This is a genomic window from Streptomyces sp. DSM 42067 (assembly GCF_055792885.1).
Genome location: NZ_CM147706.1, coordinates 81,503 through 108,155 on the forward strand (window position 1 = coordinate 81,503; position 26,653 = coordinate 108,155).

Consider the following 26,653-nt stretch of genomic DNA (forward strand, 5'->3'; position numbering starts at 1 on the left):
ACCATGTACGCCCGCTATAACGGGGTATCGTGAACCTGCATCCTGGGAGGGAGATCGGCCACTTCCGGAGCGTCGACCGGGCAGGTCATTCCAGCCGTTGGCTGCTCTCGATAGCCCGACCTCGGGTGGGCGGAGCGCTGGCATGTGAAGGGCGTCCAGGTTCACCATTGCCAGCGGCATTGTTCAGCCAGCAAACAGTGTCAGCTCGACCGGTGAGGTCACCGGCCGGTTTCTCGCAGAGAATCGCGCATGATCATGCGAGCGCCGTCTGCCTTCCCTGCGGATTGCCCAACGAGTGAGCCCGTACGACACGACGTTCGAGGTCAGAGGTCGAATACCAAGCTCATCAGGTGGGTCGTCTACTCCCTGACTCGGTAAGTTCACTTGACAGCCGCGCCGTTGGCAGGTCATGGCACCGCCGGGCTCAGATTCCGTAGTGGATGTATGCGGCCCACCGGGTGGGCAGCGCCGGTGTCCGGTCACGCTGGCGACGGACCGCGTGGTGCAGGGCATGGGCGGTGCGCGCGGTGGCGGCCGGGCCGGTGCCTTGGTCCGTGAGCGTTCCGTAGACGTCATGGGCGAGGGAGGCCGCCGCCTGATCCGTGATAGGCCACAGTGTCCCGATGACGTTGCGGAAGCCGGCCAGTTGGAAGGCCGCGGTGAGTTGGGTGGCCTCTTCGGTCTGCAGCGGGTTGGTGTCGGTGGTGCTGCAGGCCGATAGGTAGGCCAGCTCCGCCTGGTCTAGGTCGAGCCGGGTGATGTCGCGCAGGGTCAGCGGGTGCACCAGGTGGTCGTGGAGGACGAGTCGGCTGTTGGCGGGGTCGGCCCAGTTGGTGACCCCGTGGCAGGCGAGGTGGACGATGCTGTGCTGCTGGAGCGCCTCGACGACTTCGGCGTGACTGGTCACGGCACCGTCGGCGGGCAGGAGGGTGGCGTCCGGGAGACAGTCGTGCACAGCGCGGGCTTCGGGCTCCGCCGAGGCGAGGGGCGGGCAGTACGGTGCGTCGGGCACGGCGACGACGACTGCCGACGGTGGTGCCGGGGGCCGGGCACGCACGTGTGCCAGCGCGCGGACGGTGGGAGTGTATGAGCTGATCACCCGGTCCATCACGGTGTCGCTGCGGGGCGCAGCCCCGTGGTGGCCCGCGGCGTGCAGGGGCAGCATGGCGACCGGTCCGATCGGGCACCACCAGATGCGCGGCCAGGGTGTGTCGGCGGGCGGGGTGGATGTGTGGCCGAGGTGGCGCAGGACCGGTTGGGTGAGGGTGTCCCAGACCCAGCCGAGCATATCCAGGATGTCCTGTTGTGCCTGGCGGCGTTGCCGGGCCGGCTGCTGCCGGTCGGCGGCGGTGTGCCGCGCCTGACGGAGCGTGCTCGCCGCCTCGATGACGGCCGCTTCCGTTGCTCCGGGCGGGAGTTCGAGTGCGGTGACGGGGGTGTTGGGGTCATTGCGGACGATGAGCGCATGGCTGCCCGTCGCGTGTGCCGCGATGAAGACGATCGGCCCGTTGGCGGCCTGCTTGCGCAGTTCGTGGATGGATGCGGGGCGGAGGAAGTCCTGCAGGCCGGGACGTCTGCGGATCCGGGTGAGCATTTCCTCCCATCGCCGGTTGAGTTCGGTGCGGCGATGTGCGAGATCACGCTGCTGTGCTCCCAGGTCCGCGGCGGAGGACGGCGACATTGCGCGCGGTGCCGGCTCGTGGTCGAGGGCGTCGACGTCCTGGCGCAACGCATCGAAGGAGGCGGCGAGTTCGGGGGAGTGCGCGCGCAGCGCAGTGAGATCGCTGCGTGTGTCGAGCGTGTCAGCAAGGACCAGTCCACGTGTCTGCTCCAGGAGCTCGACCGCCCGAGCGGGATCGCCGTTCGCGATGGCTGTCGCGGCGACCGTGGCGCCCAGGGCGTATACGACCCGCAGCCTGCGTTCCCGGCTGGCACGCTCCACATCGCGAAAGGCCAGTTGCGGGACGATGTCGACAGCGGCCTCGGCCAGCTCCATCGCCTGGCGGGCGTCGCCTGTCGCCAGAGCTGTTATGGCTGCCCGTTGCGCGGCGCGGATGCGGAGCGCGGCCGGCGCTTCCGTGGTGCGCGCGACAGCGGCGTAGGCGGTCAGGGCCTCGCGCACCGCGCTCGTTTCGCCGGTCTGCTCGCCCAGCAGTTCAAGGGCGTCGCCGAGGTTCGACAGCGCCGCGGCACGCGTGTTGAAGCCGAGCTCCGTGGCCGTGACGGCCTCGCGGGCGAGGCGCACTGCCTCGGCGAGTTCCGACCCCTGCGCCCGGCCTTGCCGCGCGGCCCTCATCACGACGCTGCTGAGGTTGATCAGGCACAGGGCGCGCTCGGGGTGGTCAGAGGACGTGGAGGCGAGCGCGTCCTGGGCCACCTGCAGGGCGCGGTCCAAGAACGACCGGGTGCCGGTGTGGTGATAGGCGGCTGCAAGCGCGTTGATGAGACTGGTCAGGTGCCACGCGTAGTTGGCGTGATCGCGTGAAGTGGCGTCGAGGGCCTCTACTGCGAGCTGCACGGCCTCGGTCACCGCCGGCTTGTCGTCGCAGAGTTCGGCCAGCAGCACCAGGGCGATGCTGAGGGCTGATTGGCTCTTGGCGCGCTCGGGGTCGTAGTGCGGGAAGTTGACGAGGGCCTCTCGGCCGAGGGCGACGGCCTCCCGGGCGAGTGCCACGTCGCCCGTCGCCTCCGCGAGCGTCCGCAGCGGTCCTACAAGGTTCATCTGGTACGTCGCCGCGTGCGGGTGCGTCGGGCCCGCGGCGTCGACCGTCTCCCGCGCGGCCTGAACCGCTCTGCGCAGGTCGGCGAGTTCTCCGGAGCGCCAGTAGACCCGTTCGAGAATCATCGCCAGCACGTTGTGCGCGATGCCGTGGTTGGGATGTCCCGGCGACGACGCTTCGACCATGCGCTGCGCGATCTGCTTCGCCTCGGTCAGCACGGCCGAATCAGCGCTGTGTTCGGACAGATGGCGCAGCGCATTACACAAGGCCGCCAGGCTCGGCTCGTAGTACGCGGAGCCGGGTTGTGTGTCGGCCACTGCCGCCCGGCCGAAGCGCACCGCCTCCTGCAACGCGGGGACGTCCCCGGTGCGCTCGTAGAGACTGCGCAGGGCCATGCTCAGGTCGACCAGACAGGCGGCGCGCCGTGGCTGACCGGGCGGGAGCGAGCCGAGAGCCTCTCGGAAGCAGCGGACCGCTGCCCGGATCGCCGACAGGTCACCGGTCCACTCGTGGAAGCTCCGTAACGTCTCGCCGAGATGGATAAGTTGCTCGGTCCGTCCGGGATGGCCGTCGGGAAGGGCACCGAGTGCTGCCTGGGCGGCTTTGACCGCGTCACGTAGCAGGCTCACATCTGTCACGTGCTCGAACAGGCCGACCAGCATCAGGCTAAGGTTGTTGTGGCGATCGACAAACTCCGGCGTCGTGTCCGCCGTCAGCTCGGCCGCCTCACGCGCGGCCTCCACGGCCTCCCACAGGAGACCGGCCTCACCAGTGTCCCGGGAGAGCCAGTGCAGCGCGATGGCCATGTCGGCCATGCAGCCGGCCCGCTCGGCGGCGTGGCGGGGCACCAACTCGGCCACGCGCCGATAGAGCGCGGCGGCCCGACTCAACGTGGGCGTGTCACGCGTTTCCTGGTAGGCGACGAGTAACTGCCAGGCGCGGTTCTCGATCTGCCCCACGTCCTCACGCATCATGCCTCCCCCAGGACACCGATGACGGCGGCCTGCTCACCCACCGCAGAGCCTGCGAACGCACCTGAACCACTGAACTACTGGACCACGGTGCGCGGTCTGCGCCAGGATCGCACAGTGGACGATCTCTCACCCGCGCAACAGCGAATTGCCCATCTGTGCACGTCACTTGAGTCGGACAGGACCTTGCGGGCCGAGCTGGAACAAGCCGGTTTCTCGGCCGATGACTGGGCGGCGCTCGCCGCCACGGTCCGCATCGGTACCGCGGAGGACGTGACCTCCCTGCTCGACGCGCTCGAAGACACTGCCGCCGCCGCAGGGCTCGACGGCGTCACCTCCCCGACGCGCGACTTCCGGCTGTTGCCTGCCTCCGATCCGGGGATGCACACCGTCAGCGGCTGGCGCTGCCCGCACGCGCGGTCCTGCGGACGCGTCGAGGTCGGCGCTGCTCCGCAGCCCGAGCGCCGGTGCGAGCTCACCGGCGATCCCCTGGCGTGGGTGAGCGTGACCAGCGGGTGAACGGGCTGCTCGTCGAGCTAGGTCGGCAGATCGCCGATCGGTGGCTGACCACACTGCTGATCCCCGGGCTGCTGTGGGTGTGCGTCGCCGTGCCGGCCTGGCAGCTGGGCTGGGCCCATGCGCTGGACCCGCACGCGGCCGAACCACTCCTACGGTGGTTCGAGAGCCGTCGTCCTGCTGGGCAGAACATCGCCCTTGCTGTCTCCGTGCTGATGGGCGCCCTGGGCGTGGGCATGGCCGCGACGGGAGTGGCAGCCATCCTCCGCCTGGTCCGGCCGGCGGCCGCGCGCAGCGCGTCGGCGCGCCGGCTTCGCGCCGCGCGGCTGGCCCGCTGGGAGCGTGCCCGACACGCCGCCGAGCACATCGAAGCGGAGGCGCTCAGAGCCGCCGTCGGCTCGACGATCGTCGGCCCGCAGATCGCCGAGGCGCGGGCACGCCAGTACGCCATCAGCCTCGAGGAGCCCGCTCACGCCACCTGGGTCGGCGACCGTCTGCGGGCCAACATGCTGCGGATCTATCGCTGTTACGGCCTGGACATCACTCTCGTATGGCCGCGGCTGTGGGTGATCCTTCCCGACTCTCTTCGTGCCGACATCTCCGCGGCCCAGAGCTCGTACGCGGCAGCGGGCGTCACCGTCGGATGGGCCGTTCTCTACGCCCTGCTCGGCCTGGTGTGGGGGCCCGCTCTCCTCATCGCCGTGGCCGTGCTGGCCGTGGCCTCGGTACGGGCCCGCTCCGCCGTCGACGTCCTGTGCCAGCTCGTGGAGTCCGCCACCGACCTCTACGCATCCGCACTCGCGGATCAGTTGCACATTCCGTGCCCGGGCGCGCTCACTCCCGACATCGGCCACGCGGTCAACGAGGTTCTGCGCAAGGAACCACCACGAAACCCGTCGCGGTTCACACCCGGACCTCCATGACCACGATCCGCTCGTCGAGCAGCCGCCACACATAGCTAATCCGGTCGTCACGGACGGACGCGGCGTCGGCACCGATACGGGTGAGCACCTCGGCCCCCGTCCGGTCGGCCCGCGGATTGACCAAGTGGGCTCGGACACCAGGAAGTTCGATCCCGCGGTCCAGGATGTCCGTCAGGTGCTTCAGGGCCGTGCCCGGGGGTTCGGTGCGCACCGACACGACCCCCTTGGTGCGGCTGTGGAGGTCCCGCACCGTTTCCTCGTCTACCGGCCCGAGCTCCTGTACCAGCGACGCCGTCGCGCCCACGGCGTACATGGAGATCGCCGCGCTGAAGCCCAGCTCGCCGAGGTTCATGACGGTGATCTGCTCGGGGTCGCGGTCCACCCTCAGTTCCATGTAGTCGAGCCGGCCAGCCGCGAATGTCACCGCGAAAAGGTGCCTCACCGGGCTGTCGGCATACAGCCACATCTCGCGCCCTGGAGCGATCGGTCTGATCTGGTGCGGCTTGCCCAGCATCTGCCGCACCCGATCCCTGTCCAGCCCCACGCGCATGTCATAGATGGGATGCAGACCGTAATCCACGAAGGCCCCCTCGTCGAAGCTACCAAGCAGGAGTGTTATGCCGGAACTTCCGCAACCCTGATGCACTGTCCGTCTGCCTGTCCAGGCCCTCTGGGAGACCGGCTTCGCAGAAGGCGCTGGTCGTCTCGCAGACCGGCCGGGTGCACGCGGCGCGCGGCGACGAGCGAACGGCCGACCGGCACCTTGGCGACGCCGACGAACTCCTGACAGACGGGCTCGGTACGGGCGTCCCCGAGTGGGTGGCGTACTTCGACGCTGGGGACCATCCCCGCGGGTGCGGGGCCGACCGCCACCCTGCTCCTGGAACAGGGCATCGAACTCGTCGTGATCAAGGAACTCCTCGGCCACGCCCACATCGGCGTCACCGCCACCGTCTACGCCCACGTCCGACTCCGCCTCCAGCGCCAGGCCATCGACACCCCCAGCACCGCCCTCGACGGCCCGACGATCGACACGACGGTCAGTGCCGACGGCGGCGAACCACCGCCCTGCGTCGCAACCCTCCGCTGACGTTGCCGTCAACTACTGCCGTCACTCCGCGCAGAAGCCCGCCAGGTATCACCTGACGGGGCTTCACATTTGCGCAAGCGCTTGCTGCGCGGGGCTCAGCACCTGGGCCGGAGCGTAGAACTCGACAAGGAGCTTTGGCCCCCATGATGCCGACGAAGCATCCCGCCGAAACTCCGGCGGGATCCTCCGTGACGTTACGGCCGCCTACCGCTCGGAGGTCCATAGTTGGCGGTCAGGGTTGCGGCATACTCGTCCGGAACGGTCCGACCGCGAAGGTCAGCGGGAGATACGACTCCAGTGCACCTGACACCTCCAGGAAGGGCCCGAACTGTGCGCGCCATTCATTCCGTGCGGCCACGTTCGGAAACCCCCGGAAAACTGCAACCTCGGGACCCCTTTCACCCCAACACCCCCATCGTCCGGGAGCTCCGGTCACAGCGATGACGTTCGCAGAGATCGCGATCGACCCCATGATGTCGCCGTCCGGCTCGTGACCGATCGCCGCCCAGTAGTCGTCCACGTCGGCCTCGACGGAAAACGACAACGCCGGGTACATCCGATACTCCGGAAGGTAGAACGCATCGCAATCCGGCTCAAGAACCAATAGTTCGACGCGCCTGTCGCCATGCCACCGGGCCATCGTGCAGAGCGCCGGCCAGAATTCCGGGGTGAGGACCGCATCGAACTCACAGAACAGCGAGTCCTCCACACCCTCTTTGAAGACCTGGTCAGGCAGCCTGGCATCAAGATCAAAGGTGGCTGCGCCACGGGAGCGAACATCCAGAAAGCCGTTGCGATCGATCACTATCGAACCCGCATCCGCCATCAGTCCTCACCCAGCCTGATCTTGATGTCGGCCTTCTTGGACCCCGGATTGCAGTAGTCAGCCGTCACCGGCCCGCGTCCGTCTGCGCAACGGGGAAAGCGTCGGGAGCATCGTCGCGTCCCTGCGGCAGATGGAGAACATCGCCTGATGCAGGCCCGCGGCCAGCTCGTGGCCTGGGGGATTTCCCCCAGAGGTCTCGGAGGACAGCCTCGTTCCGGCGTCCGTCTCCCGTTCCTAGCGTGTATCACGTCAATCCGACGCGTCGAAGTTCCGGCGCACGAACAGGACGGGTAGTCGTGATGATCGAGGCCAGGGGTCTCACCAAACGGTACGGCGGGACGGTCGCCGTCGAGGACCTGAGCTTCGGGGTGCGTCCCGGAAGCGTGACGGGATTCCTCGGCCCGAACGGTTCCGGCAAGTCCACCACCATGCGCATGATCATGGGGCTCGACCGGCCGGACGCCGGTCACGTCACCATCGGCGGCCGCCCCTACAGCGGGCTGAGCTGGCCGCTGCGCGAGGTCGGCGCCCTCCTCGAGGCCCGCACCTTCCACCCCGGCCGCAGCGCCCGCAGCCACCTCGCGGCGCTCGCCGCGGGCGGCGGCATCGACCTGGCGCGGGTCGATGCGGTCCTGGAGAGCGTCGGCCTGGCCTCGGTCGCGGGCAAGCGGGCGGGCACGTTCTCGCTGGGCATGGCGCAGCGGCTCGGCATCGCGGCGGCGCTGCTCGGCGATCCGCCGGTGCTGCTGTTCGACGAGCCGGTCAACGGCCTCGACCCGGAAGGCGTGCGCTGGATCCGGGAGCTGATGCGGTCACTGGCCGCCGAGGGCCGCACCGTCCTGCTGTCGAGCCACCTCATCAGCGAGATGGCGCTCACTGCCGACCACCTCGTCGTGATCGGCTCGGGCCGGCTCCTCGCCGACACGTCGGTCGCCGAACTCACCGCCTCGGGCCGGTCGTTGGAGGAGGCGTTCTTCGCGCTGACCGAGGCCAGCGCCACGTACACCGCCGAGAGGAACCGATGATGACCGCGACGACGTACGCCCCCGCGCGCAGCGGGCACTACGGTCTGCGGCAGGCCGCCCGCATGGAGTGGATCAAGCTGCGCAGCCTGCGCTCCACGACGTACGCGCTGCTGCTCACGGTCGTCGGCATGATCGCCATGGGTGTCGTGACGATGGCCAACACCAAGGCGCCGCGCGGCGCGGAGAAGATCGCGTCCTTCGACCCGACCAACAACGTCCTGGCCGGGGTGGCGCTCGGCCAGCTGATCATCGGAGCGCTCGGCGTGCTGGTGGTCACCGGCGAGTACTCGTCGGGCACCATCCGCTCGACGCTCGCCGCGGTACCCAACCGGCGTCTCGCACTCACCGCGAAGGCGGCGGTGTTCGGGGGGCTCGCGCTGGTCATCGGCGAGGTGGTCACGTTCGTGACGTTCCTCGCGGGCCGCGCCGCGCTTGCGGCCGACGTCCCGCACCCCTCGCTCGGCGACCCGGACGTGCTGCGCGCGGTGCTGCTGTCCGGCGCGTACCTTGCTCTTGTGGGTCTCATGGGCATCGGCATCGGCGCGATCACCCGGCACACGGCGAGCGCGATCGGCGCGCTGGTCGGCTTCCTGTTCGTGCTGCCCTTGCTGCTGGCCGGGTTCACCGGTACGACGATCGCCAAGTTCTTCCCCACGATTATCGCGGGCAACTCGCTCTCGGTGAGCGTGCCCGTCAGCGACGTGCTGTCACCGTGGGCGGGGTTCGCGGTCCTGTGCCTGTACACGGCGGCGCTGCTGGCGGTGGGCGGAAGGCTGTTGGTGCGGCGCGATGCGTGAACTGCGCGCCGTCCGCACGGTGCTGACGGCGCCCCTGACGCGGCGGGCGTGGGAGGAGGCGGCGTACTGCCTGCTGTCCTTCGTCCCGGCGCTGGTGGGTTTCGTCCTCATCGTCGTGGTCGCCCTGGCGCTTGGCTCCGCGTTCACGCTGACGGTGCTCGGTGCGGTGCCCGGCATCCTGTTCCTGGTGGCGGGGCTCGCCCTCGCCCGGGGCCTGGGCGCGCTGCAGCGGCGGCTCGCCCGGGGGCTGATCGGCGAGCGGTCCTGGAGCCGCCCCGGCCAGACGCCCAACGCGGGCTCGTCGCGGGCGTGGAGGCGCGGCTGCGGGACGCGACCGCGTGGCGGGCGGTGGCGTACGTCCTGGTGAAGCTGCCGCTGGCGACGCTCGGCCTGTACGCGGTGCTGTGGTGGGTGATCGGCGCGATCAACGTCACCGCGCCGCTGCGGTGGGCGGCCGGGCAGCGCGACATGGCGCTGCTGCACCCGCTGCCGGGCGGCGGGCAGCCTCCCGTGCACTCGCTCGGGGGCGCGTTCGCCGCCGCCGCCGTCGGGTGCGCGATCCTTCTCGTCTCGCCGTGGCTGACCCGCGGTGTCGTCGCCGTGGACCGCCGCCTGGTGCGCGCGCTGCTCGGGCCCGGCGCCCTTGCCGAGCGACTGCGGGATCTGGAGGAGACCCGCGCCCTCGCCGTCGACGACGCGGCGAAGCAGCTGCGCCGTCTGGAGCGGAACCTGCACGACGGCGCCCAGGTCCGGCTCGCGGCGCTGGCGATGAGCCTCGACATGGTGCGCGAGCAGCTCGACGACCGCGACCGGCCCGAGCTGCACCGCCTGGTGGAGACGGCCCGCGACAACGCCGCGGAGACCCTCACCGAGCTGCGCGATCTCTCCCGCGGCCTGCATCCGCCGGCCCTCGACGGCGGCCTGGCCGACGCGCTGACCACGCTCGCCGCGAAGACCGCGCTGCCGGTCGCTCCTGCCCGCATCGCCGCCCTCGGCCGCCTCGTCGCCGTCCTAAGGGGACAAGATCATGAGACGCGCTCCCTTCTGCCGCAACAGGGCGCGGCTCTGCCGGCATCCCCTGCGGCAAGCGACTGCTGCCGCAGCCGGGCGAACGGACCTGAGCCCGGACGCATGACGCCCGCCCCGGTTGTCCGGGGCGGGCGTCATGCGGATGCGGTTCAGGCGGGGGTGATGTTCTCCGCCTGGGGGCCCTTCTGGCCCTGGGTGATGTCGAAGTGCACCTTCTGGCCTTCCTGGAGCTCGCGGAAGCCCGAGGCGGCGATGTTGGAGTAGTGGGCGAAGACGTCCGGGCCGCCGCCGTCCTGCTGAATGAAGCCGAAGCCCTTTTCCGAGTTGAACCACTTGACGGTTCCGCTGGCCATTTGTCCTCCAAGGGGACTCGAAGTCGGCTCCCGCACCGTGCGGGGACCGGAGGTGATCGCCCTGGTCCTCAGAGACTCTGAACAGCAAGACGCCCGCGAACTCGCGCTCACGGGCGACAGGTACTTCGGAACCATGACAGCTGCTCTGACGCTACACGGACAGTTCGACTGTCACCACGAGGATCCGCATGTGGCGTGAGTCAGGCGTGCAGGTCCTCGTTTCGATTGGGCTCCGTACGCAAACGATCGTGTCATCCAGCCGCGGGCCGAAAACAAGCGGACCGCCGCGTTCGCGTCCTTCACCTTCGGGCAGACCGGAAGCTGTGCTCTCCTCAACGTGCGTCGGCGGCCAGGGCAGTCGCTTGACGCTCGGCTCCGCCGTCCCAGCCGGCTGCCGTGGCACAGTGGCGCTATGTGCGGCCGTTACGTTTCCACCCGCAGTCCGCAGGACCTGACCCGGCTCTTCGACGTCGACGCTTGGCGCCCTGACGAGGTACTGGCGCCGAACTGGAACGTTGCCCCCACCGACGACGTCTACGCCGTGCTCGAGCGCGCGCCACGCGAGGACGGCGACGGAGCGCCGGCGCGCAGGGAACTCCGGCCGCTGCGGTGGGGCCTGGTGCCGTCCTGGGCCAAGGACCCGAAGATCGGCTCTCGGATGATCAACGCGAGGGTGGAGACGGTGCACGAGAAGCCCGCCTACCGTCGCGCCTTCGCCCGGCGTCGCTGCCTGCTCCCGGCCGACGGCTTCTACGAATGGGAGCAGCTCAAGGACCAGGCCACCGGCAAGGCACGCAAGCAGCCGTACTTCATCCACCCTGCCGACGGGCAGATCATGGCGCTCGCCGGCCTCTACGAGTACTGGCGCAACCCGGAGATCAAGCATGACGACGACCCGGCCGCCTGGCTGATGACCTGCACCATCATCACCACCGAGGCCACCGACGCGGCCGGCCGTGTCCACCCCCGCATGCCGCTCTCCCTCACCCCGGACCACTACGAGGCCTGGCTCGACCCCCACCAGCAGGACCCGGACGACCTGCGCGCCCTGCTCACCCAGCCCGCCGACGGCCACCTGAACGCCCGCCCCGTCTCAACGGCCGTGAACAACACCCGCAACAATGGCCCCCACCTCCTGGACCAAGCGACCTCATAGCCGTCCTCCGCCCACCAGCCGCCCCGCGGGTGCTTCTCATTCGATGAGGCGGGTAACCTCGCGCGGACCGTTGTCGCCGGTTTCGGGATCGGTGGCCTGGACCTTCTCCCCGAGGTCGATGTCCTCAATGTCCTTGGTCGTGCCGTCGGCCATGAGGACGTCGGTGTCGCCCAGGAAGCACGTGCAACCTGTCCTCTTGGCGCCCTTCACTGCGTCAGCGACGTGATCCGGCGCACTGCCCGGTGAGCGATGACGGCCGTAGTGCGACGACCGGTGTCCTGCCATCCGATGTCGGAGTACGCGGCGAGCTGCCATGGGGTGCGGATCGCGGTGGGCTAAGCGCGGCAGCATCCGTATACGGCAGGGCTCGGGGGCGGACGGCGAGCCGGGTACGGCGAGCCGTCCGCCCATCGGCGTTCTCACTGCGCGGGATCTCAGAACCCGATGGCCTCGCGCAGCAGCAGGACGGTGCTGCGCCCGGGCTGCGGCTCTGCGTTGAGGACGAGCAGACGGTTGACCGCGCTCGGCTGCCCGTAGACTGCCTGGGCGCGTTCGTTCTCCAGCGGGAGGGCGTGCTCCTCCACCCGACGTAGCGCGGTGCTCAGGTCGGGCACCACCTTCTGTGCCCCTACGACCCAGATCGCGCTCGCGGCGCCGCCGGCGCAGGCGGGAAGTTGGCTGCCGCTGCCGGAGGCGATGACGAGCGAGCCGGTCTCTGTGACGGCCGCGATGCTGGCGACGAAGGCGTCGGGTGCGGCCACCAGCCGGCGGATCTCGTCGAATTCGGTGGCGCGGTCCATCTTCAGCACGCGCGGCCGGATGGCCTGGTAGCGGTCGCCGGCGTTGATGTCCTCCTCGATACCGGACAGCCGCAACGTCTCACTGGCCCCGGTGAACACGCCCGCGCCCGGCGGGATCAGCTCCTTGATGCGTGCCCTGGCCGCCGCCGCGTCGTCGTGCAGTTCGGCGGTGAAGCCGTTCGTCCGCAGCGCCTCGATCGTCCGGTCCAGCCGCTCGGCGGACGCCGGTTCGGCGAAGTCGTCGGCCGCCCCCGTGGCCGACGCGTCCGCCCGCCCGGTGCCGGGCGCATGGCCGCTCTCGCCGACGTGACCGGCGCCGTGTATGTGACCGTTCGCGCCGGGCGCCGAACCACCCAGCGGGGTGGTGTCGACGTACCTGACCTCGTAGACCCGCTCGGCGAACTTCCAGCCCTCCGGGGTGCGCCGGTAGGTGTCGTGGTAGATGGCGAAGTTCACGCCCTCGAGCCCGTCGAGCGTGCGCGCGAGCTCGTGCATGTACGTGCGGCCGGTGGCGGTGTCGCCGTCGAGCTGGATCGTGCCGAGGTGGCTGTTCTGCACGAAGAAGTCCCACCGGCTCTGCAGGCGTTCGGCCCCGGTCCGGATCTCCTCCCGGCCGACCAGCTCGACCGGGACGTTGGGCATGCGCAGAGCCCCGTCGGTGGTGAACAGCGCGGCGAGGCGGGCGCGGTCGCGCATCATCACCGCGTCGGTGAACTCGCCGAGCAGCGCCTCGATCTCGACGCGGTCGGCGATCTCCTGGAAGTCGTTCATGCTGAGCTTCCTGTCCTGTGGATGGTGCACTCGTCTTCACCAGTCCGACAACGCAGCCCCGCCGAATGTGAGGCGAGACGCCGACCTCACATTCCGCCGCTCTGTTGTGTCGTACTGGAGAGAGCACGTCAACGAGGAAGCCGGGAGAGCGTATGACCACCCCGTCCGAGCAGGCGGCAGACGAGCAGCGGGACCCGGGCCTGAGCGCGATCATGAGCGAGCGGCGGCAGCTACTCAATCTCGCCTACCGACTGCTCGGGTCCCTGGCCGACGCGGAGGACGTCGTCCAGGAGACCTACACCCGCTGGTACGCGATGTCCCGGGCGGAGCAGGAGGCCATCGAGTCCCCAGGCGCCTGGCTGACGAAGGTGGCCAGCCGCATCTGCCTGAACCTGCTCGGCTCGGCGCGCGTCCGGCGGGAGACGTACGTCGGCGAATGGATCCCGGAGCCGCTGCCCGACCCGGCCGAATGGATCGCCGGGGCGGCCGGCGGCGCCGGCGTGGACCCGGCCGACCGGATCACCCTCGACGAGTCGGTGACCATGGCCTTCCTGGTCGTGTTCGAGTCGATGACCCCGGCCGAACGCGTCGCGTTCGTGCTGCACGACGTCTTCCGCTACCCGTTCGCTGAGGTGGCCGAGATCGTCGGCCGCAGCCCGGCGGCGTGCCGCCAGCTGGCGTCCTCGGCCCGCCGCCGCATCGCCGCCGCGCGGGCCGAGGCGAGCCCGAACGCGGCCCGGCAGGCGAGCGTCGTCCGGCGGTTCAAGGCGGCCTGGGAGGCGCAAGACATCGAGGCCCTGGTCGGCCTGCTTGACCCGGACGCCACCGCGATCGCCGACGGCGGAGGCCGCGCCATCGCCCACCTGCTGCCGATCGAGGGCGCCGAGCAGATCGCGCGCTTCTACCTGACGATCGCCGGGCTCGCGCCGCCGCGGACCATCCTCGAGTGCTCGGTCAACGGACTGCCGGGCCTGGTGGTCGAGTCCGGGGGCCGGATCGAGACGGTGTTCGCGTTCGAGCTCGCCGACGACGACCGCATCAAGCACATCTGGGCGGTGCGCAACCCGGACAAGCTGCGCCCGTGGCGGCTGTCCTGACCGTCCTGACGGGTGGGCGACCGACACCAGCTGAGCCGATCCCAGCTCACCGCGCGAGTGCTCGACCGGCTGCCGCGAGGCCGCTGGGGCCGACCGCAGGACGCCGGCCCACCTGGTCACATGGCTGCTCACAGATGAAGCGCAATGGATCGTGGGCTAGACGCAATACCGGCGATTTAGGGTGTTTTCCGGTGGGTCGGCCTGGTCTTGGTCAGCCCGACCAGGGTCACGCAGGCAGTGTCCGGCCTGGGTGGATTGTGGTGCTTGGCGCGTTTGCGCTTCCAGTTGGACATCTTGCGGGGCCACGGCAGCCCAGGCGGCCCCGGCCACGTCATGACGACGGGGCATCCGTTCCTCACCCGCTCGTGCTCTCCATCGCAGGAGGGGGTCTGCGTACGCCCGTCTGCTCATGGTGCTTATCCCCCTGCCTAGTCGACCGGCAGGAAACTTCATCGGACGCCGGTCGTCCGACTGATCCGGCGTGGGCCGTCGGGCCGTACGGTCGTGAACCGCCGTATGAATCAGGGGGGATGCCGTGTCGGCCATCACCGTGGAGCCCGTGGGGACCGTCGTCGGCGGGCGCGTCGAGGCGTTCGACGACGACTGGAAGGACGAGCAGGCGCTGATCCGCCTCGACCGCACGCGCTTCGGCCCGGACGCGCTCGCCGGGCTGGATGCGTTCTCCCACCTGGAGGTGGTGTTCCGGTTCCACCGCGTGGACCCGTCCTCGATCACCACCACCGCCCGCCGCCCCCGCGGGAACCCGGACTGGCCCGAGGTCGGCATCTTCGCCCAACGGGGCAAGAACCGCCCCAACCTGCTGGGCGTCTCCCGCTGCCGCCTTCTCGGCGTCGACGGGCTCGACGTCCATGTGCGCGGCCTCGACGCCATCGACGGCAGCCCGGTCCTGGACATCAAGCCCTACATGGCCGAGTTCGGCCCGCGGGGTGAGATGACGCAGCCGCCGTGGGCGACCGAACTGATGCGGGCCTACTACTGATCCGGAGGGATCCCTCATGTCGAAGACAGTCCTGGTGACCGGTGCCTCCACGGGCATCGGGAGGGCCACCGCGCTGCTGCTGGCGCGCGAGGGTTTCACCGTCCACGCCGGGGTACGCAAGGAGGCCGACGGTGAAGCCCTGGGCCCCAGCGTCGTCCCGGTGAAGCTGGACATCACCGACCCCGGCCATATCGCCGACGCCGCGGCGCGCATCGGCCGGCTCGACGCCCTGGTCAACGTCGCCGGTATCGGTGTCACCGGCCCCCTGGAGTTCCTGCCGCTGGACGCGCTGCGCCTGCAGTACGAGGTCAATGTGTTCGGGCAGATCGCGCTGACCCAGGCCATGCTGCCGAAGCTGCGCGCCTCGCAGGGCCGCGTGGTCACCGTCGGCTCGGTGGGCAGCTGGATCACCCTGCCCTTCGGCGGCCCGCTGTGCTCCTCCAAGCACGCCATCCGCTCGCTCAACGACGCGCTGCGGATGGAGCTCAGGCCCTGGGGCATACAGGCGGTCCTCATCGAACCCGGTTCCATCCACACCGACGCCGTCGACAAGCTCGAGGGCGAGGTCGAGCCCCGTCTCGACTCCCTGGGCGAACAGGGCAGGCAGCTGTACGGCCAGGCCTACCGGACGATGGTCGCCGCCGGATTGAAGGAGGAGCGCTCCGGCTCCAGCCCGGACGTGGTCGCCCGCGCCGTCCACCATGCCCTGACCTCGCGCAAGCCGCGCGCCCGTTACCCCGTCGGCAAGAAGTCCCGGCTGATGAGCACGCTCGGCCGCGTCCTTCCGCAGTACACCCTCGACCGCCTGCGCCTGCGCGCGCTCGGCCTGTCCTGAAAGGACCCACCGCCCATGACCGAGCTCGCCGGAGCCGAGGCCCTGACCGCGCTCGACCCTGTCTTCGCTCAACTCGCCGTCGGGGTCGGCCAGCACCTGTGGGGACTGCAGCATCTGACCATGCGGGAGAAGGCGTTCGTCTGCCTGACCGCCGATCTGTGTCATCCGCATCTGGGCGCCCCCTTGGCCATGCACGTGCAGATGGCCCTGGCGGGCGGCGTGGAACCCGAGGCGATCAGGGAGCTCTACCGGCACCTGGCGCCCTATGTGGGCTACCCCGTGCTGGTCACCGCCTTCCAGCGGCTGGCCGAACTCGGTCTGCCCGAGGCGCAGGACAGCCGGCCGGTCGAACCGGCCCCCCTGAGCGGGGAACTGGCTCGCGCTGTACACGACCTCGAGAAAGTGGATACCGGCCTGGCCACCTTCACCGAAGACCAGCTCGCCCAGCGCTGGGCCCGCCCGCATCTCACCGTCCGCGAGCGGGCCATCGCCTGTCTGGTGGTGGACGTGTTCTACCAGACGCTGGGCGACTCGATGCGCCTGCACGCCGGGCTCGCCCGGTCGGCCGGGGCCACCGCCGAGACCCTTCGTGACCTGCTCCGGGGCCTGGCCGAATTCGGTCTGCCGCGGGCCTGGGCCGCCGCCCGCGCCCTCGGCCTGGCGGGAGGGAGCCCGGCCGGCTCCGCCTGAGGCGACCGCGTGCGATGCCACGGCGGGGCGCCGCCCCGTCGAAGGCCTTCGCCGTCGCGAGTGACCGGATCACGCCCATCCGGGATACACAATCCCGGCAAACTCCGGCCCAGGACAGCAAGCTGACGCACAATGACCGACATCTCGCGATGCCGCTGGGACAGCGGACGGTTCGGTCGGCGTACCTTCAGACACGTCCTGGGAGTGACATGCTGTACGGCCGCGCAGCGGAGCAGGCTGTGATCGACCGGCTGCTCGCCGATGTGCTCGACAACCGCCCCGGCACTCTGGTGCTGCGCGGCGAGGCGGGCATCGGAAAGTCGGCCCTGCTGGACTACGCCGCCAGCACGCGCGCCCGGGTCCTTCGGGTGACGGGCGTGGAGTCGGAGGCCGAGCTGCCGTTCGCCGCCCTGCATCTGCTGCTGCGCCCGGTCCTGGACCGGACGGACGCACTCCCCCGACAGCAGGCCGAAGCGCTGCTCGGCGCGCTCGGTCTCGGCGGCACGAACCGCGGCGACCGTTTCCTCGTCGGCCTGGCCACGCTCAGCCTTCTGGTGGAACTGTCCACCCAAGGGCCGCTGGTCTGCCTGGTGGACGACGCGCAGTGGCTGGACAACGAGTCGGCGGACGCATTGTCGTTCGCGGCGCGCCGCCTGCACAGCGAGCCTGTCGCCATGCTGTTCGCCGCCCGGACGGGCCCGCACTTCCCCGGCACGGGGCTGCCCGAACTCCGGCTGGGCAAGCTGGACGACACGGCCGCCAGGCAGCTCATGGCCGAGCGCGCGGGGGCACTGCCGCCTGCCGTACGGGAACAGCTGGTGTCCGAGGCGCAGGGCAACCCGCTTGCCCTCGTGGAACTGCCCGCCATGCTCACCGCCGAGCAGAGGATCGGCGTGCCCGCACCGCTGTCCTTCTGCCTGGGGACAGCCGAGCCGGTGACCAACCGGGTGCTGGCCGGTTTCCGCGACCGGATCGCCGCGCTGCCGGAGAGCACCCGATCATGCCTGCTGGTGGCGGCGCTCGACGACCGCGGCGAGCTGGGTGTGCTCACCCATGCCCTGGGCTCGCTCGGCATCTCGCTCGCGGACGCCGCGCAGGCCGAGCGGGCGGGCCTGGTCCGGATCACTCCGGACGGCGTCACCTTCCGCCACCCTCTGGTACGGGCCGCGGTACTGCTGGCCTGCGACATCGTCGCGCGCATGGCCGCGCACCGGGCCCTGGCCGAGGCGGTCGACGACGATCGGCGGGCCTGGCACCTGGCCGCCGTCACGCTGCAGGCGGACGAGCAGGTGGCCATGGAGCTGGAACATCTGGCGCTGCGCGCGCGGCAGCGCGGCGGCCAGGCCGCGGTGTCGGCGGCCTACGCGCGTGCCGCCGACCTTTCACCGGACCGCGCCGACGCCGCCCGCCGGTACACGGCCGCGGCACGCAGCGCGGCGGAGGCCGGACTGCGGGAACGCGCCGCGGAGTTGGTCGCCCGTGCGCGGCGCGAGGCGGAGTCGGCGGTGCTGGACGGGGCCGTCCAGGCCGAGCTCGCCGAGGTGCGGGCGAAGCTGGCGTTCGAGGCGGGCCGGCCACTGGAGGCCGCGCGCCTTCTCCTGGACGGCGCCCAGGCCGGCGCTGACCATCTCACCACGCTGTCGCTGCTCGGCCTCGCCGCCTACTACACCTGGTCCAGCACCGCCCATACCGACCAGGTCGGGCTGGCCCGGCGTGCCGAGGAGCTGACTCCGAGGGCGGCGGGAGCGGCCACCGCCGTGGGGGCGATCAACCACGACTTCCGGACAGTCCTGGAGGGCGGCACCGGCTTCACCGCCACGTTCCCGCCCGGCCCCGAGCACCTGCCGTTCGATCTGCGCATGGTCGTCTGCTTCCAGGCCAGTCTCCGTGCCGACCGCGACGGCATGCTTGACGGGGCCGTCGAGCTGGTCCAGGAGTGCCGGGCGGAGGGCCGCCTGGGCCGGATGCCCCAGGCGCTGACCATCCTTGCCATCGCCCAGCTGCTGGACGGCCGGCACCCCGGTGCGCGCACCACGGTGACCGAGGGGATGACCCTGGCCGCTGACGTGAACCAGGCAACGTGGGGCGGTTACCTGGCCGGCGTGCACGCCTGGCTGTCGGCGGTCGCCGGCGCGGAGGAGACGTGCAGAGCCATGGCCGCCGAGGCCCTGCGCCACGCCGACACGCTGGCCTGGATGCCGGGCCGCTGGTGGGCCGAGTACGCCGGGGTGCTTCTGGACCTGGGCACGGGCGGCTACGAGAGGGTGCTCGACCGTATCGACAGGGCGGCGGCGGGCCCGACGCGGCACGCGTTCCTGTGGGCGTACGTCTGGCCGGACTACATCGAGGCCGCCGTCAGAACGGGCGCGCCGCAGCGAGCACAGGAGGTACTGCGCCGGTACGAGGCCTGGGCCGAGACCACCGGGCGGCCCGGGCCTCATGCCGTCCGGCACCGGGTACAGGCGCTCACGGCCGCCGACGACCAGGCAGGACAGTTGTACGAGCGTGCCCTGGCGCTCCACCTCCGGCACGAGCAGCCCTTCGACCACGCGCGCACCCGTCTCGTGTACGGCGAATGGCTGCGTCGCCAGCAGCGGCGCGGCGAGGCCCGCCTCCATCTCGAGGCCGCCAAGGAGGCCTTCGAACGGCTCGGCGCCGCGCCTTGGTCGGCCCGCGCGGCCGGCGAACTGCGTGCCATCGGCGTCTCCGTGCCAGGCCACGGCGCCGACGACCCGCTTGCCGCCCTCACACCGCAGGAGCTGCGAGTCGTACAGCTGGCCGTCTCGGGAGCGACCAACCGCGAGATCGCCGCCCAGCTGTTCCTGAGCCCTCGCACAGTCGCGCACCACCTCTACAAAGCCTTCCCCAAGCTCGGGGTCACCTCCCGGGCCGAACTCGGCCGACTGGCCCCTATCGCCCAGGGGCTGTCCCGCAGCTGACCGGACGTTCACAGAGCTCCGGCGAGCTCCACCCCAGGGCATTGCCGTAATTTGCCGCATCAGAGCCGTTCGATGTCTGTCATGGCCGCTGAGGTCAACGGCTTCGCCGACAGCACTGTGGGCCAGCTGATGGGAATGCCGCTCACCGCCCACTTCCTGGGCGGCTGTCCCATCGGCGACACTCCCGAGACCGGCGTGATCGACCCGTACCACCGCCTGTACGGTCACCGTTCCTAGACACTGAGCGGGAGCGAGTCCTGGTGCCAGGACTGCTGCTCAGTGGCGCTGCCCCGAACGGTGCTGGGCAGGCTGGTCTCCCGCTTTCGCTCCACGGCCGGTGACGCGCATCTGGTGCGCGGTCCGGGTGGGTGGGGCGGGTTCCCTCACGCCGCCGGGCCTCTGGCCGGGCCTGGACGGTCCGATGCCCACCACGATCACTCTGGTCGGTGTGGGGCGGTGCCGTCCGTCGCCTGATCGGATGCCCGAGGGCGCGTCGCCCGACCGCGATGCTCGCCGCATCATGTCGGGAAATCTTGCGAGTCGATGTGGTCAGCGGTTTCTGCCAGTGCTGGGCACCCCACCGGCTGGTGTAGGCCGGGTCGACCGCGACGATGGCGATGCCCTGTTCGGCGGCCATCGAGACCAGCCGGGCCTTGAGCCTGGCGGTGGGGAAACGGGAAAGCAGACGGCGGAAGCGCTTGTTGCGGCCGTGCTTCTCCCGGCTTGTGCCGTCGGTGAAGTCGAGGTCTTCGATGGCGATCGCGGCGGCCCCGCAGCGTTTGGTGTAGTGCAGCAGCCGGCTCAGCGCGTGCCGCAGTTGTGCGTCCCGGTGTTCCGTGCTGCCCGAGAGGTCGTAGAAGAACCGCTGCGGCTCGCCGACCGGATTGCCGTGCACATCCAGCCGCCAGGCCGCGAGGTGGTCGTCGTTCATGTCCACCCCGACCACCCCGCGCGCCAGTGCCGCTTCAAGCGGCAGGACGGGGGTGGCGGCGCGTTGCCAGGAGGCGGTCACATACCAGCGGCCGCGCGCCGTGTCGTGGTGGATGCGGTAGGCCATCGCCCGGTTCGCGGTGATCCGATCAAGCCACTCCTGCTCGCGGTGCCGGAAGCGCACGGTCGCATCCAGCACATACCGGCCATGCGGCGCGTTGGCCAGGCGGGCCAGCGGGGCCGGGAGTTTGATGGAGAGCTGTCCGGTGTCGGTGACGCGGATGGTTTCGTTGCCGAAGCGTTTGCCGGACTCCCCGTCCGCGGTCAGGAACATCCGCTCCGCCTGCCACCGCTCCCGCCAGGCCTCATCGCTGAGCCCGGCCGCCGCCAAGTGGTGGCGGGCGCGGGCGAGCTGCTTGCCGCCGCGCACCACCCGCACCCGGTCCGCCGCCCTGTCCGCCTCCACCCCCGCCAGCCGATCCTTCAGGGTGTGCGGGCGGCGGGACTTGGCATGCCACTCGCCACGCGAGGCGTACCCGCGGGCGAGTCCGTCGCGCTTGTTGGCCTTGGCGCCCAGCGGCCGGGCCAGCCGGGCCTCGATCGACGCGATCTGCCCCCGCAGCCAGGCCAGATGTGCGGTCTGTCCGCGCCGGGCCAGCGCCCACTGGTCGTGGGTGGCCTTGGTGATGCTGCCCGCCAGCGCGCCGACGACTCACCGGTCAGCTCCCGCTTGCGCACCGCCCACGAGGCGGCATCGTGCGCCGGCCCCTGCCGGGAGCGCTCCGCGAGATCCGCTGCGGCCAGCGAGCCCAGGAACGTCCCAACCTCGGCCAGCACCGCCGCATCCGACTCACTCACCCGCAGCCGGTCCCGGATGGCCACCCCGGCCGGGCCGGGCACCACGAAGGATTCCGCCAACTCGCGCAACTTGCCCACCCGTTCACCCCCGCCCGGCCGAACATCCCGTCACGGCACTCAACGAGCACCGCCCGCAAAGGTCACCCATTCGACCCAAGAACTTGCGTTCCCTTCTTCTGACGGGGCCCAGAGCACGCACTACACAGAAGAAGACCGGCCCGTACGACCAGACCCAAACCCGACCCAGCACTCACTCACGCTCACCAGAACTCACTACCGCTCACCACTTCGACAGCAGTCCGCAACCCCCGCCGCCTTGCACAGCGCCTCGACGCCGATGCCGACACCGTCTAGGTAGGTGAGCGTGCCCGCTGCCTCCAGCAGCCGCTCCCGGGGGGTTGCCTTCGCCTGCATTGCCAAACTGCGAGGTTAACTCGATTCCAACGGAAAAAAACCGATCGGTTTCCGAGCGGGTTGTCCTGATGTCCGACGGGCACCGGGGTGCGCGGCGAACCGACACCCGCGCCAGAGCGGAGGGCTCGGCGACGACTTCCGAAGAGCCGTCGCCGAGCGCTCGCGGTGTGCGTGCCTCCCACCCCCACGGGGCGCCGCGCACTGAGGACCACTCCGCACAATGGCCCCGTCCGAGATGATCCATGAGCGCGTTCCGTTACGCCGGGACAGCAGTCTTCCCGTGCTTCGTCTCGGCGGGGATGCGGTGCAGCCCCTTGCGGTCGTACCAGCTCGTCACGCCGAAGCCGAAGAGTGCGGCCAGCGCGAGGCCGGCGGCCATCATCACCCAGCCCCGGGTCAGACCGGCGTCGCCCTGGGCGTCGTAGTAGAGGATCGAGCGAATGCCACCGGTGATCTGCCGCAGCGGCTCGAACTCCGCGAGGAAGCGGTAGAAGCCGGGCAGCGCCTCGATGGGGGTGGTGGCGCCGGCCGTCGGCACCGCCATCCCGATGAAGACCAGCGTGACCACCAGCATGCCGGGCGTGCCGAAGACGGCAAGGAGGGTGAGCGCACCGATCCCGGAGACCGCGATGGCGCACACCGAGAACAGCCACAGCAACGGCAGATGGGCGGCGTCCATGCCCATGACGCCGACCGCTCCCACCATGACCAAGGTGCCCATCAGCAGAGACAGGCCGATCATCAGAGTGCTGCTGATAGCGAGGGTCTGCACCCGTGTCGCCCGGATCAGCGGGCGGTGCAGGCGCAGCGGGCCCATGTCGTTGTGGGTGTAGCCGAGAGCGTGGTCCACCTGGCCGCTGATGACATTGGCGGAGAGCATGCCGGCCACCACCAGGACGAGCGCGTAGTAGAACGCCGTCAGACCCAGACCGCTGTGCGAGTCGAGCGGATGGCCGTCCTCGACCGTGACGGCGGCCGGGTCGGCCAGCAGGACGCGCGCCGCGGCCGGCAGCTTGGCCTGCTCGGCTTCCGTCTGGTCGGTCAGCCCCTTGCCCACCTGGAGCGAGGCGTTCTCGGCCGCCGTGGTTGTCGCCTGCCGAGCCAAGCTGGAACCCAGGCTTCCTGCGGACTGGTTGGTCAACACCGTCAGCTGCGGACGAACCGGATTCGTGGTTGTCGCCGTTCCGGTCAGCGCGGTGACGGAGGAGGTGAAATCGTCGGGCACGACGAGCGCGCCGTACAGCTTGCCCTTGCCGAGCTCCACCTTCAGCTGCTTCTCATCCATCGCCTTCCAGTCGATCTTGCCTCCGCTCGCGTCGGACTTCTTGATCGAATCAGTGATCTGCGCCCCGAGGTTGACCTGCTTGCCTCTGAGGTCGGCCCCCTTGTCGGAGTTGACCAGACCGACGGGCAGGTTCTTCGCATGGCCGACCGGGTCGATGTTGGCGCCGACGTAGAGGACAGCGAACAGCAGGGCAAGGACACCTGCGATGACGCCGCTGGCTATCCACAGCGGCCTGGCACGCAGCACGCGGAAGGGGTGAATTCCATTCATTACTTACTCCGGTCTGGACAACACGGCTGCACGAGGAGGAGACCGGGCGGCGTCATTGCAGGCCGGGAGCCCTCTGGGCGTTCACCCCTCGGCCCGCACGGCCGCAGAAGAACGGAGTGACCGCTCGAAAATCCCAATGGATCACGGTCATGACCGGCCCCCATGGGAAACCGGTCGGTTTCAGCTCATGGTAAACCGAACGGTTTCCAGAATCTAACCGAGGCGGCGCTGCTCAGCGGGGCGACCGGCCTGCACCCATGCGCCAGGCCGAGGGAGTGTCGTGCGCCTCGCCTTCTGCATGCCGGGGCTGGCCTGGCTCTCGCACCAGTGACCTGTAGGTGATGGCCATGCAGAGTCAGAGTCCGCTACCTGAGAACGGAACAAGACGCCACCAGGCCCTCCCTGACGAGAGTCCTGCAACGTGGCGGTACCAGCAGCCGGGGCCTACGGCCATCTCCACTTCTCCGGTCTTGTTCGCGGCTCCACGAGTTGCCAGGAGCCGTGCGTCCATGTGTCCACGCCGAGTTGGCCGATGTCGTCGACGGCCTCCTCGTCTGCACGCACACCGCTCGGAAGAGCGCCACCAGGCGTTCGGCTGCAGATGGCCCGTAGTCCTAGCTCGGACACCAGGGAGCAAGTAACCCGCTGGTAGGCGGCATCCCTGGAGAAAAGGTGGATGCACCCTTCGGGTCACACCGGTCACACCCAGTCGCTCCTGCGGATTACGCGCGGACCCGTGCTTCGACGCGGGTCAGGCTTACCAGTCGAATTAGCGATCCGTAGCGATCCCGTGGCAGGCTGTCACGCGCACGCCCGGCGCCCCAGGCGACGTTGGGCACCCTCCTCGGTCGGGTCTGCGGCCTGACCGACCAGCGTCCGGAGGGACGTGCCACGAGGGCTGACAGCACCTGCCGCTCAGCACCAGGGCACGAAGGCGATTGGCTCACACCCTGCGCAACACTCAGGGTCACTAAGCCAATCAGAGACGCTTTGGCGGCGGAAGCCGCCGGTCATCGAAGGAAGAAGTTGAGAAGAGCGTCGGTGCGCTTACCGAAGGGGGCATACAGGAGGCGAGCGGCGTTCCAGCGGCCTTGCACGAAGATGCCCTTGGGGTGGCTGAGCGTCCGGAAGCCCTCGTTCCCGTGGTATTGGCCCATTCCGCTCGCGCCGACGCCGCCGAACGGAAGGTCGTCCTGCCCGACGTGCATGATGGTGCCGTTGACGGTGACGTTGCCGGAGGTCGTACGGTCGAGGACCTTGCGCCGGTCCGTGTCGTTACTGCCGAAGTAGTAGAGCGCGAGCGGTCGTGGCCGGGCATTGACGTAGTCGATGGCCTCGTCGATGTCGCGGTAGGGGAAGATCGGCAGGATGGGGCCGAAGATCTCCTCGTGGGCGATCCGCATCTCGTCGGTCACGCCGAGCACGACGGTCGGTGCGAGGGTGTGCGGGCGGTGGCTGGCCTCGCCCGGCCGGTGGCCGACCTCGATGATCCGTGCCCCGCGGCTACGGGCGTCTTCGATCAGGTCGGTGAGGATCGCGTACTGCTTGTCGTTGATGATCGAGGTGTAGTCCTTGCTGTTCGGACCGTCGGGGTAGGCGGCCTTCACCAGTTGGTCGTAGCTGTCGACGAAGGTGTCGATCTCGGATTCGTGCACCAGGGCGTAGTCGGGGGCTATGCAGGTCTGCCCGCCGCTGAGGAGTTTGCCGAAGACGATGTCGGACACGGTCCGGTCCCGTACGTGTCCCTTGGCGACGATGGTCGGAGACTTGCCGCCCAGTTCCAGGGTGACGGGGACGAGGTTCTCGCTCGCCGCCTTCATCACGGCTCGTCCGACCTCGGTGCTGCCGGTGAAGACGAGATGATCGAAGGGCAGGGAGGAGAACGCGCTGCCGTCGCCGCTGACGATCGTGACCTGCTCCTGAGGGAAGGCCTCGCTCAGCATCGACGCGAGCACGGTGTTCGTCGCCGGGGTGAACTTCGACGGTTTGAGCATGACGCGGTTGCCGGCGGCGATCGCGGTGACGACCGGCATCAGCGACAGGTTGACGGGATAGTTCCACGGTGAGATGACCCCGACGACACCGCGCGGCTGGTATTCGATGCGGTTGGTGCCGAAACGCATGTGCCAGGCGGTGTGGCGGCTGGCCGGGCTCATGAATCGACGGAGATTGCGCTCCAGGTAGTCGATGCCCTGAACGACGCCCCCGAGCTCCATCATCGCGGTCTCGTGTCGCGAGCGATTTCCGAAGTCGGTGTTGATCGCCTCCTCGATGGCGCCGCGCCGGGCGATCAGTGCCGCCTTGAGCCTGCTCAGATCGCTGCGCCGCGCCGCCAGTGAGGGCGCTCCGTCGCGGAGGTAGGCAGCGCGCTGGACAGCGAGGATGTGCCCGAAGCGCTCCGCGTCCGTGGGCTGTGAGGTGGCTTCTGCGATGGTCATGATGGTGTTCCTTTGCTGCGGGTGGGAGTGGCGGTGGAGCAGTGCCAGCTGACGGCGGGCCTTTGCTGCTGGTGGGGTGACGGTGGAGCAGGTGCCGGCTAGCGGCGGGCCATCCGGCCCATGAACCGGACGGTCAGTCGGCGCGGCAGCAACTTGCTGACGAGGGCGAGCCGGCGGCCGTTGGTGATCACCGACGGGGGCGCGGAGCGGCGGTCGAGCGTGTCGAGGGCCATCTTGACGACGTCGGCGGGGGTGGCTCGCTTCGTGCCGTAGTCGGCTGACTGACTGCCGGCGACGTCGTAGAACTCGGTCTTCGTGGCGCCGGGGCACACGGCGAGGACGCGCAGGCCGGTGTCGTGGGTCTCCTCCCACAGCGATTCGGTGAAGCTGAGGACGAAGGCTTTGGTGGCGCCGTAGACGCTCATGTACGGGGTCGGCTGGAAGCCCAGCAGGCTCGCGACGTTGATCAGGATGCCGGTGTCGGCGGAGGTCAGCGGGTCGATGTAGGCGCGGCTGAGGTCGACCAGCGCGCTGACGTTCAGCGCGATCATGCTCTGCAGGCGGTCCGGGTCCTCGTTTGTGAGGGCGTTGTGGGTGGCGAAGCCGGCGTTGTTGACGAGTCCGGTGGCGTGGATGCCGCGGGATTCGAGTTCGGCGCGCAGCGTGCGGCCGGCGTCGGGCAGGCCGAGGTCGCGGGCGATGACGGTCACCGTGACGCCGTGGGCTTGGGTGAGTTCGTCGGCCAGGTCCTTGAGCCGGTCCGCGCGGCGGGCGACGAGTACGAGATCCGCGCCGCGACGGGCCAACTGGCGCGCGAATTCCGCGCCGAGCCCGGAACTGGCCCCGGTGACGATGACGGTCTGGCGGCGATAGTCGATTTTGCTCATTGCTTCACTCTACGCATTCTCTTGCACTGAGTG

18 protein-coding genes and 6 pseudogenes are annotated in these 26,653 nt (G+C 69.9%); 13 read left to right on the plus strand and 11 right to left on the minus strand.

What is annotated here, in order from left to right; all coding sequences use genetic code 11:
- Window positions 1-424 precede the first annotated feature (424 nt).
- Entirely contained in the window at window positions 425-3,694 is a 3,270-nt protein-coding gene (locus ACSMXV_RS00490) for a CHAT domain-containing protein (RefSeq protein ID WP_473175711.1), read from the minus strand.
- A gap of 114 nt (window positions 3,695-3,808) precedes the next feature.
- Here ACSMXV_RS00490 and ACSMXV_RS00495 point away from each other — a divergent pair, with 114 nt between their 5' ends.
- Window positions 3,809-4,210: a hypothetical protein gene (locus ACSMXV_RS00495; RefSeq protein ID WP_473175712.1), complete on the plus strand. Its 402-nt coding sequence runs from the start codon at window positions 3,809-3,811 to the stop codon at window positions 4,208-4,210.
- Complete coding sequence (locus ACSMXV_RS00500; protein WP_473175713.1) at window positions 4,186-5,130, plus strand: hypothetical protein; 945 nt, start codon at window positions 4,186-4,188, stop codon at window positions 5,128-5,130. The genes ACSMXV_RS00495 and ACSMXV_RS00500 overlap by 25 nt, the downstream gene beginning before the upstream one ends.
- On the opposite strand, the gene ACSMXV_RS00505 is transcribed toward ACSMXV_RS00500, so the two are convergent.
- The gene (locus ACSMXV_RS00505) at window positions 5,111-5,554 is read right to left on the minus strand and encodes a hypothetical protein (RefSeq protein ID WP_473175714.1); all 444 of its coding nucleotides are present in this window, start codon (window positions 5,552-5,554) and stop codon (window positions 5,111-5,113) included. The genes ACSMXV_RS00500 and ACSMXV_RS00505 overlap by 20 nt on opposite strands.
- A gap of 441 nt (window positions 5,555-5,995) precedes the next feature.
- Between ACSMXV_RS00505 and ACSMXV_RS00510 the strand changes: the two are divergent.
- A pseudogene (locus ACSMXV_RS00510) lies at window positions 5,996-6,220 on the plus strand (site-specific integrase); the annotation flags it as partial.
- A 232-nt stretch (window positions 6,221-6,452) separates the two neighbouring features.
- Here the strand turns inward: ACSMXV_RS00510 and ACSMXV_RS00515 are convergent.
- The gene (locus tag ACSMXV_RS00515; RefSeq protein ID WP_473175715.1) at window positions 6,453-7,046 is read right to left on the minus strand and encodes a hypothetical protein; all 594 of its coding nucleotides are present in this window, start codon (window positions 7,044-7,046) and stop codon (window positions 6,453-6,455) included.
- Window positions 7,047-7,345: 299 nt separating this feature from the next.
- Between ACSMXV_RS00515 and ACSMXV_RS00520 the strand changes: the two are divergent.
- The 4 genes and pseudogenes from ACSMXV_RS00520 to ACSMXV_RS00535 form a co-directional block, all read left to right on the plus strand.
- Window positions 7,346-7,996 (plus strand): annotated as a pseudogene (locus ACSMXV_RS00520) (ABC transporter ATP-binding protein); the annotation flags it as partial.
- Between the two features lie 71 nt (window positions 7,997-8,067).
- Window positions 8,068-8,868: an ABC transporter permease gene (locus ACSMXV_RS00525; protein ID WP_473175716.1), complete on the plus strand. Its 801-nt coding sequence runs from the start codon at window positions 8,068-8,070 to the stop codon at window positions 8,866-8,868.
- Window positions 8,861-9,235, plus strand: coding sequence for a hypothetical protein (locus ACSMXV_RS00530; protein ID WP_473179249.1), 375 nt, complete (start codon window positions 8,861-8,863; stop codon window positions 9,233-9,235). The genes ACSMXV_RS00525 and ACSMXV_RS00530 overlap by 8 nt, the downstream gene beginning before the upstream one ends.
- Window positions 9,133-9,720: pseudogene (locus ACSMXV_RS00535) on the plus strand (sensor domain-containing protein); the annotation flags it as partial. The gene ACSMXV_RS00530 and the pseudogene ACSMXV_RS00535, both read left to right, overlap by 103 nt.
- A 326-nt stretch (window positions 9,721-10,046) precedes the next feature.
- Here the strand turns inward: ACSMXV_RS00535 and ACSMXV_RS00540 are convergent.
- Window positions 10,047-10,250, minus strand: a complete 204-nt coding sequence (locus ACSMXV_RS00540) for a cold-shock protein (RefSeq protein ID WP_473175717.1) — start codon at window positions 10,248-10,250, stop codon at window positions 10,047-10,049.
- Between the two features lie 412 nt (window positions 10,251-10,662).
- On the opposite strand from ACSMXV_RS00540, the gene ACSMXV_RS00545 reads away from it, so the two are divergent.
- Window positions 10,663-11,406 (plus strand): SOS response-associated peptidase, encoded by a 744-nt coding sequence (locus ACSMXV_RS00545; protein ID WP_473175718.1) that lies wholly within the window; start codon window positions 10,663-10,665, stop codon window positions 11,404-11,406.
- A 42-nt stretch (window positions 11,407-11,448) separates the two neighbouring features.
- On the opposite strand, the pseudogene ACSMXV_RS00550 reads toward ACSMXV_RS00545, so the two are convergent.
- Together ACSMXV_RS00550 and ACSMXV_RS00555 are read right to left on the minus strand one after the other, a co-directional pair.
- A pseudogene (locus ACSMXV_RS00550) lies at window positions 11,449-11,595 on the minus strand (Hint domain-containing homing endonuclease); the annotation flags it as partial.
- A gap of 245 nt (window positions 11,596-11,840) precedes the next feature.
- Complete coding sequence (locus ACSMXV_RS00555; protein ID WP_473175719.1) at window positions 11,841-12,977, minus strand: LUD domain-containing protein; 1,137 nt, start codon at window positions 12,975-12,977, stop codon at window positions 11,841-11,843.
- Window positions 12,978-13,129: 152 nt separating this feature from the next.
- Between ACSMXV_RS00555 and sigJ the strand changes: the two genes are divergently transcribed.
- The 5 genes from sigJ (at window position 13,130) to ACSMXV_RS00580 (ending at window position 19,538) form a co-directional block, all read left to right on the plus strand.
- Complete coding sequence (gene sigJ / locus ACSMXV_RS00560) at window positions 13,130-14,074, plus strand: RNA polymerase sigma factor SigJ (protein WP_473175720.1); 945 nt, start codon at window positions 13,130-13,132, stop codon at window positions 14,072-14,074.
- 544 nt (window positions 14,075-14,618) lie between these two features.
- Window positions 14,619-15,074: an SAM-dependent methyltransferase gene (locus ACSMXV_RS00565; RefSeq protein WP_473179199.1), complete on the plus strand. Its 456-nt coding sequence runs from the start codon at window positions 14,619-14,621 to the stop codon at window positions 15,072-15,074.
- A gap of 16 nt (window positions 15,075-15,090) precedes the next feature.
- Complete coding sequence (locus tag ACSMXV_RS00570) at window positions 15,091-15,909, plus strand: SDR family oxidoreductase (RefSeq protein ID WP_473175721.1); 819 nt, start codon at window positions 15,091-15,093, stop codon at window positions 15,907-15,909.
- A 15-nt stretch (window positions 15,910-15,924) separates the two neighbouring features.
- Window positions 15,925-16,599, plus strand: a complete 675-nt coding sequence (locus ACSMXV_RS00575) for a carboxymuconolactone decarboxylase family protein (protein WP_473175722.1) — start codon at window positions 15,925-15,927, stop codon at window positions 16,597-16,599.
- A gap of 209 nt (window positions 16,600-16,808) precedes the next feature.
- Window positions 16,809-19,538, plus strand: a complete 2,730-nt coding sequence (locus ACSMXV_RS00580; RefSeq protein WP_473175723.1) for a helix-turn-helix transcriptional regulator — start codon at window positions 16,809-16,811, stop codon at window positions 19,536-19,538.
- Window positions 19,539-19,771: 233 nt separating this feature from the next.
- On the opposite strand, the pseudogene ACSMXV_RS00585 reads toward ACSMXV_RS00580, so the two are convergent.
- From ACSMXV_RS00585 to ACSMXV_RS00605, 5 genes and pseudogenes are all read right to left on the minus strand, one after another.
- A pseudogene (locus tag ACSMXV_RS00585) lies at window positions 19,772-21,404 on the minus strand (IS200/IS605 family accessory protein TnpB-related protein).
- Between the two features lie 222 nt (window positions 21,405-21,626).
- A pseudogene (locus ACSMXV_RS00590) lies at window positions 21,627-21,740 on the minus strand (TetR/AcrR family transcriptional regulator); the annotation flags it as partial.
- 256 nt (window positions 21,741-21,996) lie between these two features.
- The gene (locus tag ACSMXV_RS00595) at window positions 21,997-23,295 is read right to left on the minus strand and encodes a DUF3533 domain-containing protein (RefSeq protein WP_473175724.1); all 1,299 of its coding nucleotides are present in this window, start codon (window positions 23,293-23,295) and stop codon (window positions 21,997-21,999) included.
- 1,010 nt (window positions 23,296-24,305) lie between these two features.
- Complete coding sequence (locus tag ACSMXV_RS00600) at window positions 24,306-25,781, minus strand: coniferyl aldehyde dehydrogenase (protein WP_473179200.1); 1,476 nt, start codon at window positions 25,779-25,781, stop codon at window positions 24,306-24,308.
- 50 nt (window positions 25,782-25,831) lie between these two features.
- A complete protein-coding gene (locus ACSMXV_RS00605; RefSeq protein ID WP_473175725.1) occupies window positions 25,832-26,620 on the minus strand; it encodes an SDR family NAD(P)-dependent oxidoreductase in 789 nt (262 codons plus the stop codon).
- Window positions 26,621-26,653: the final 33 nt, after the last annotated feature.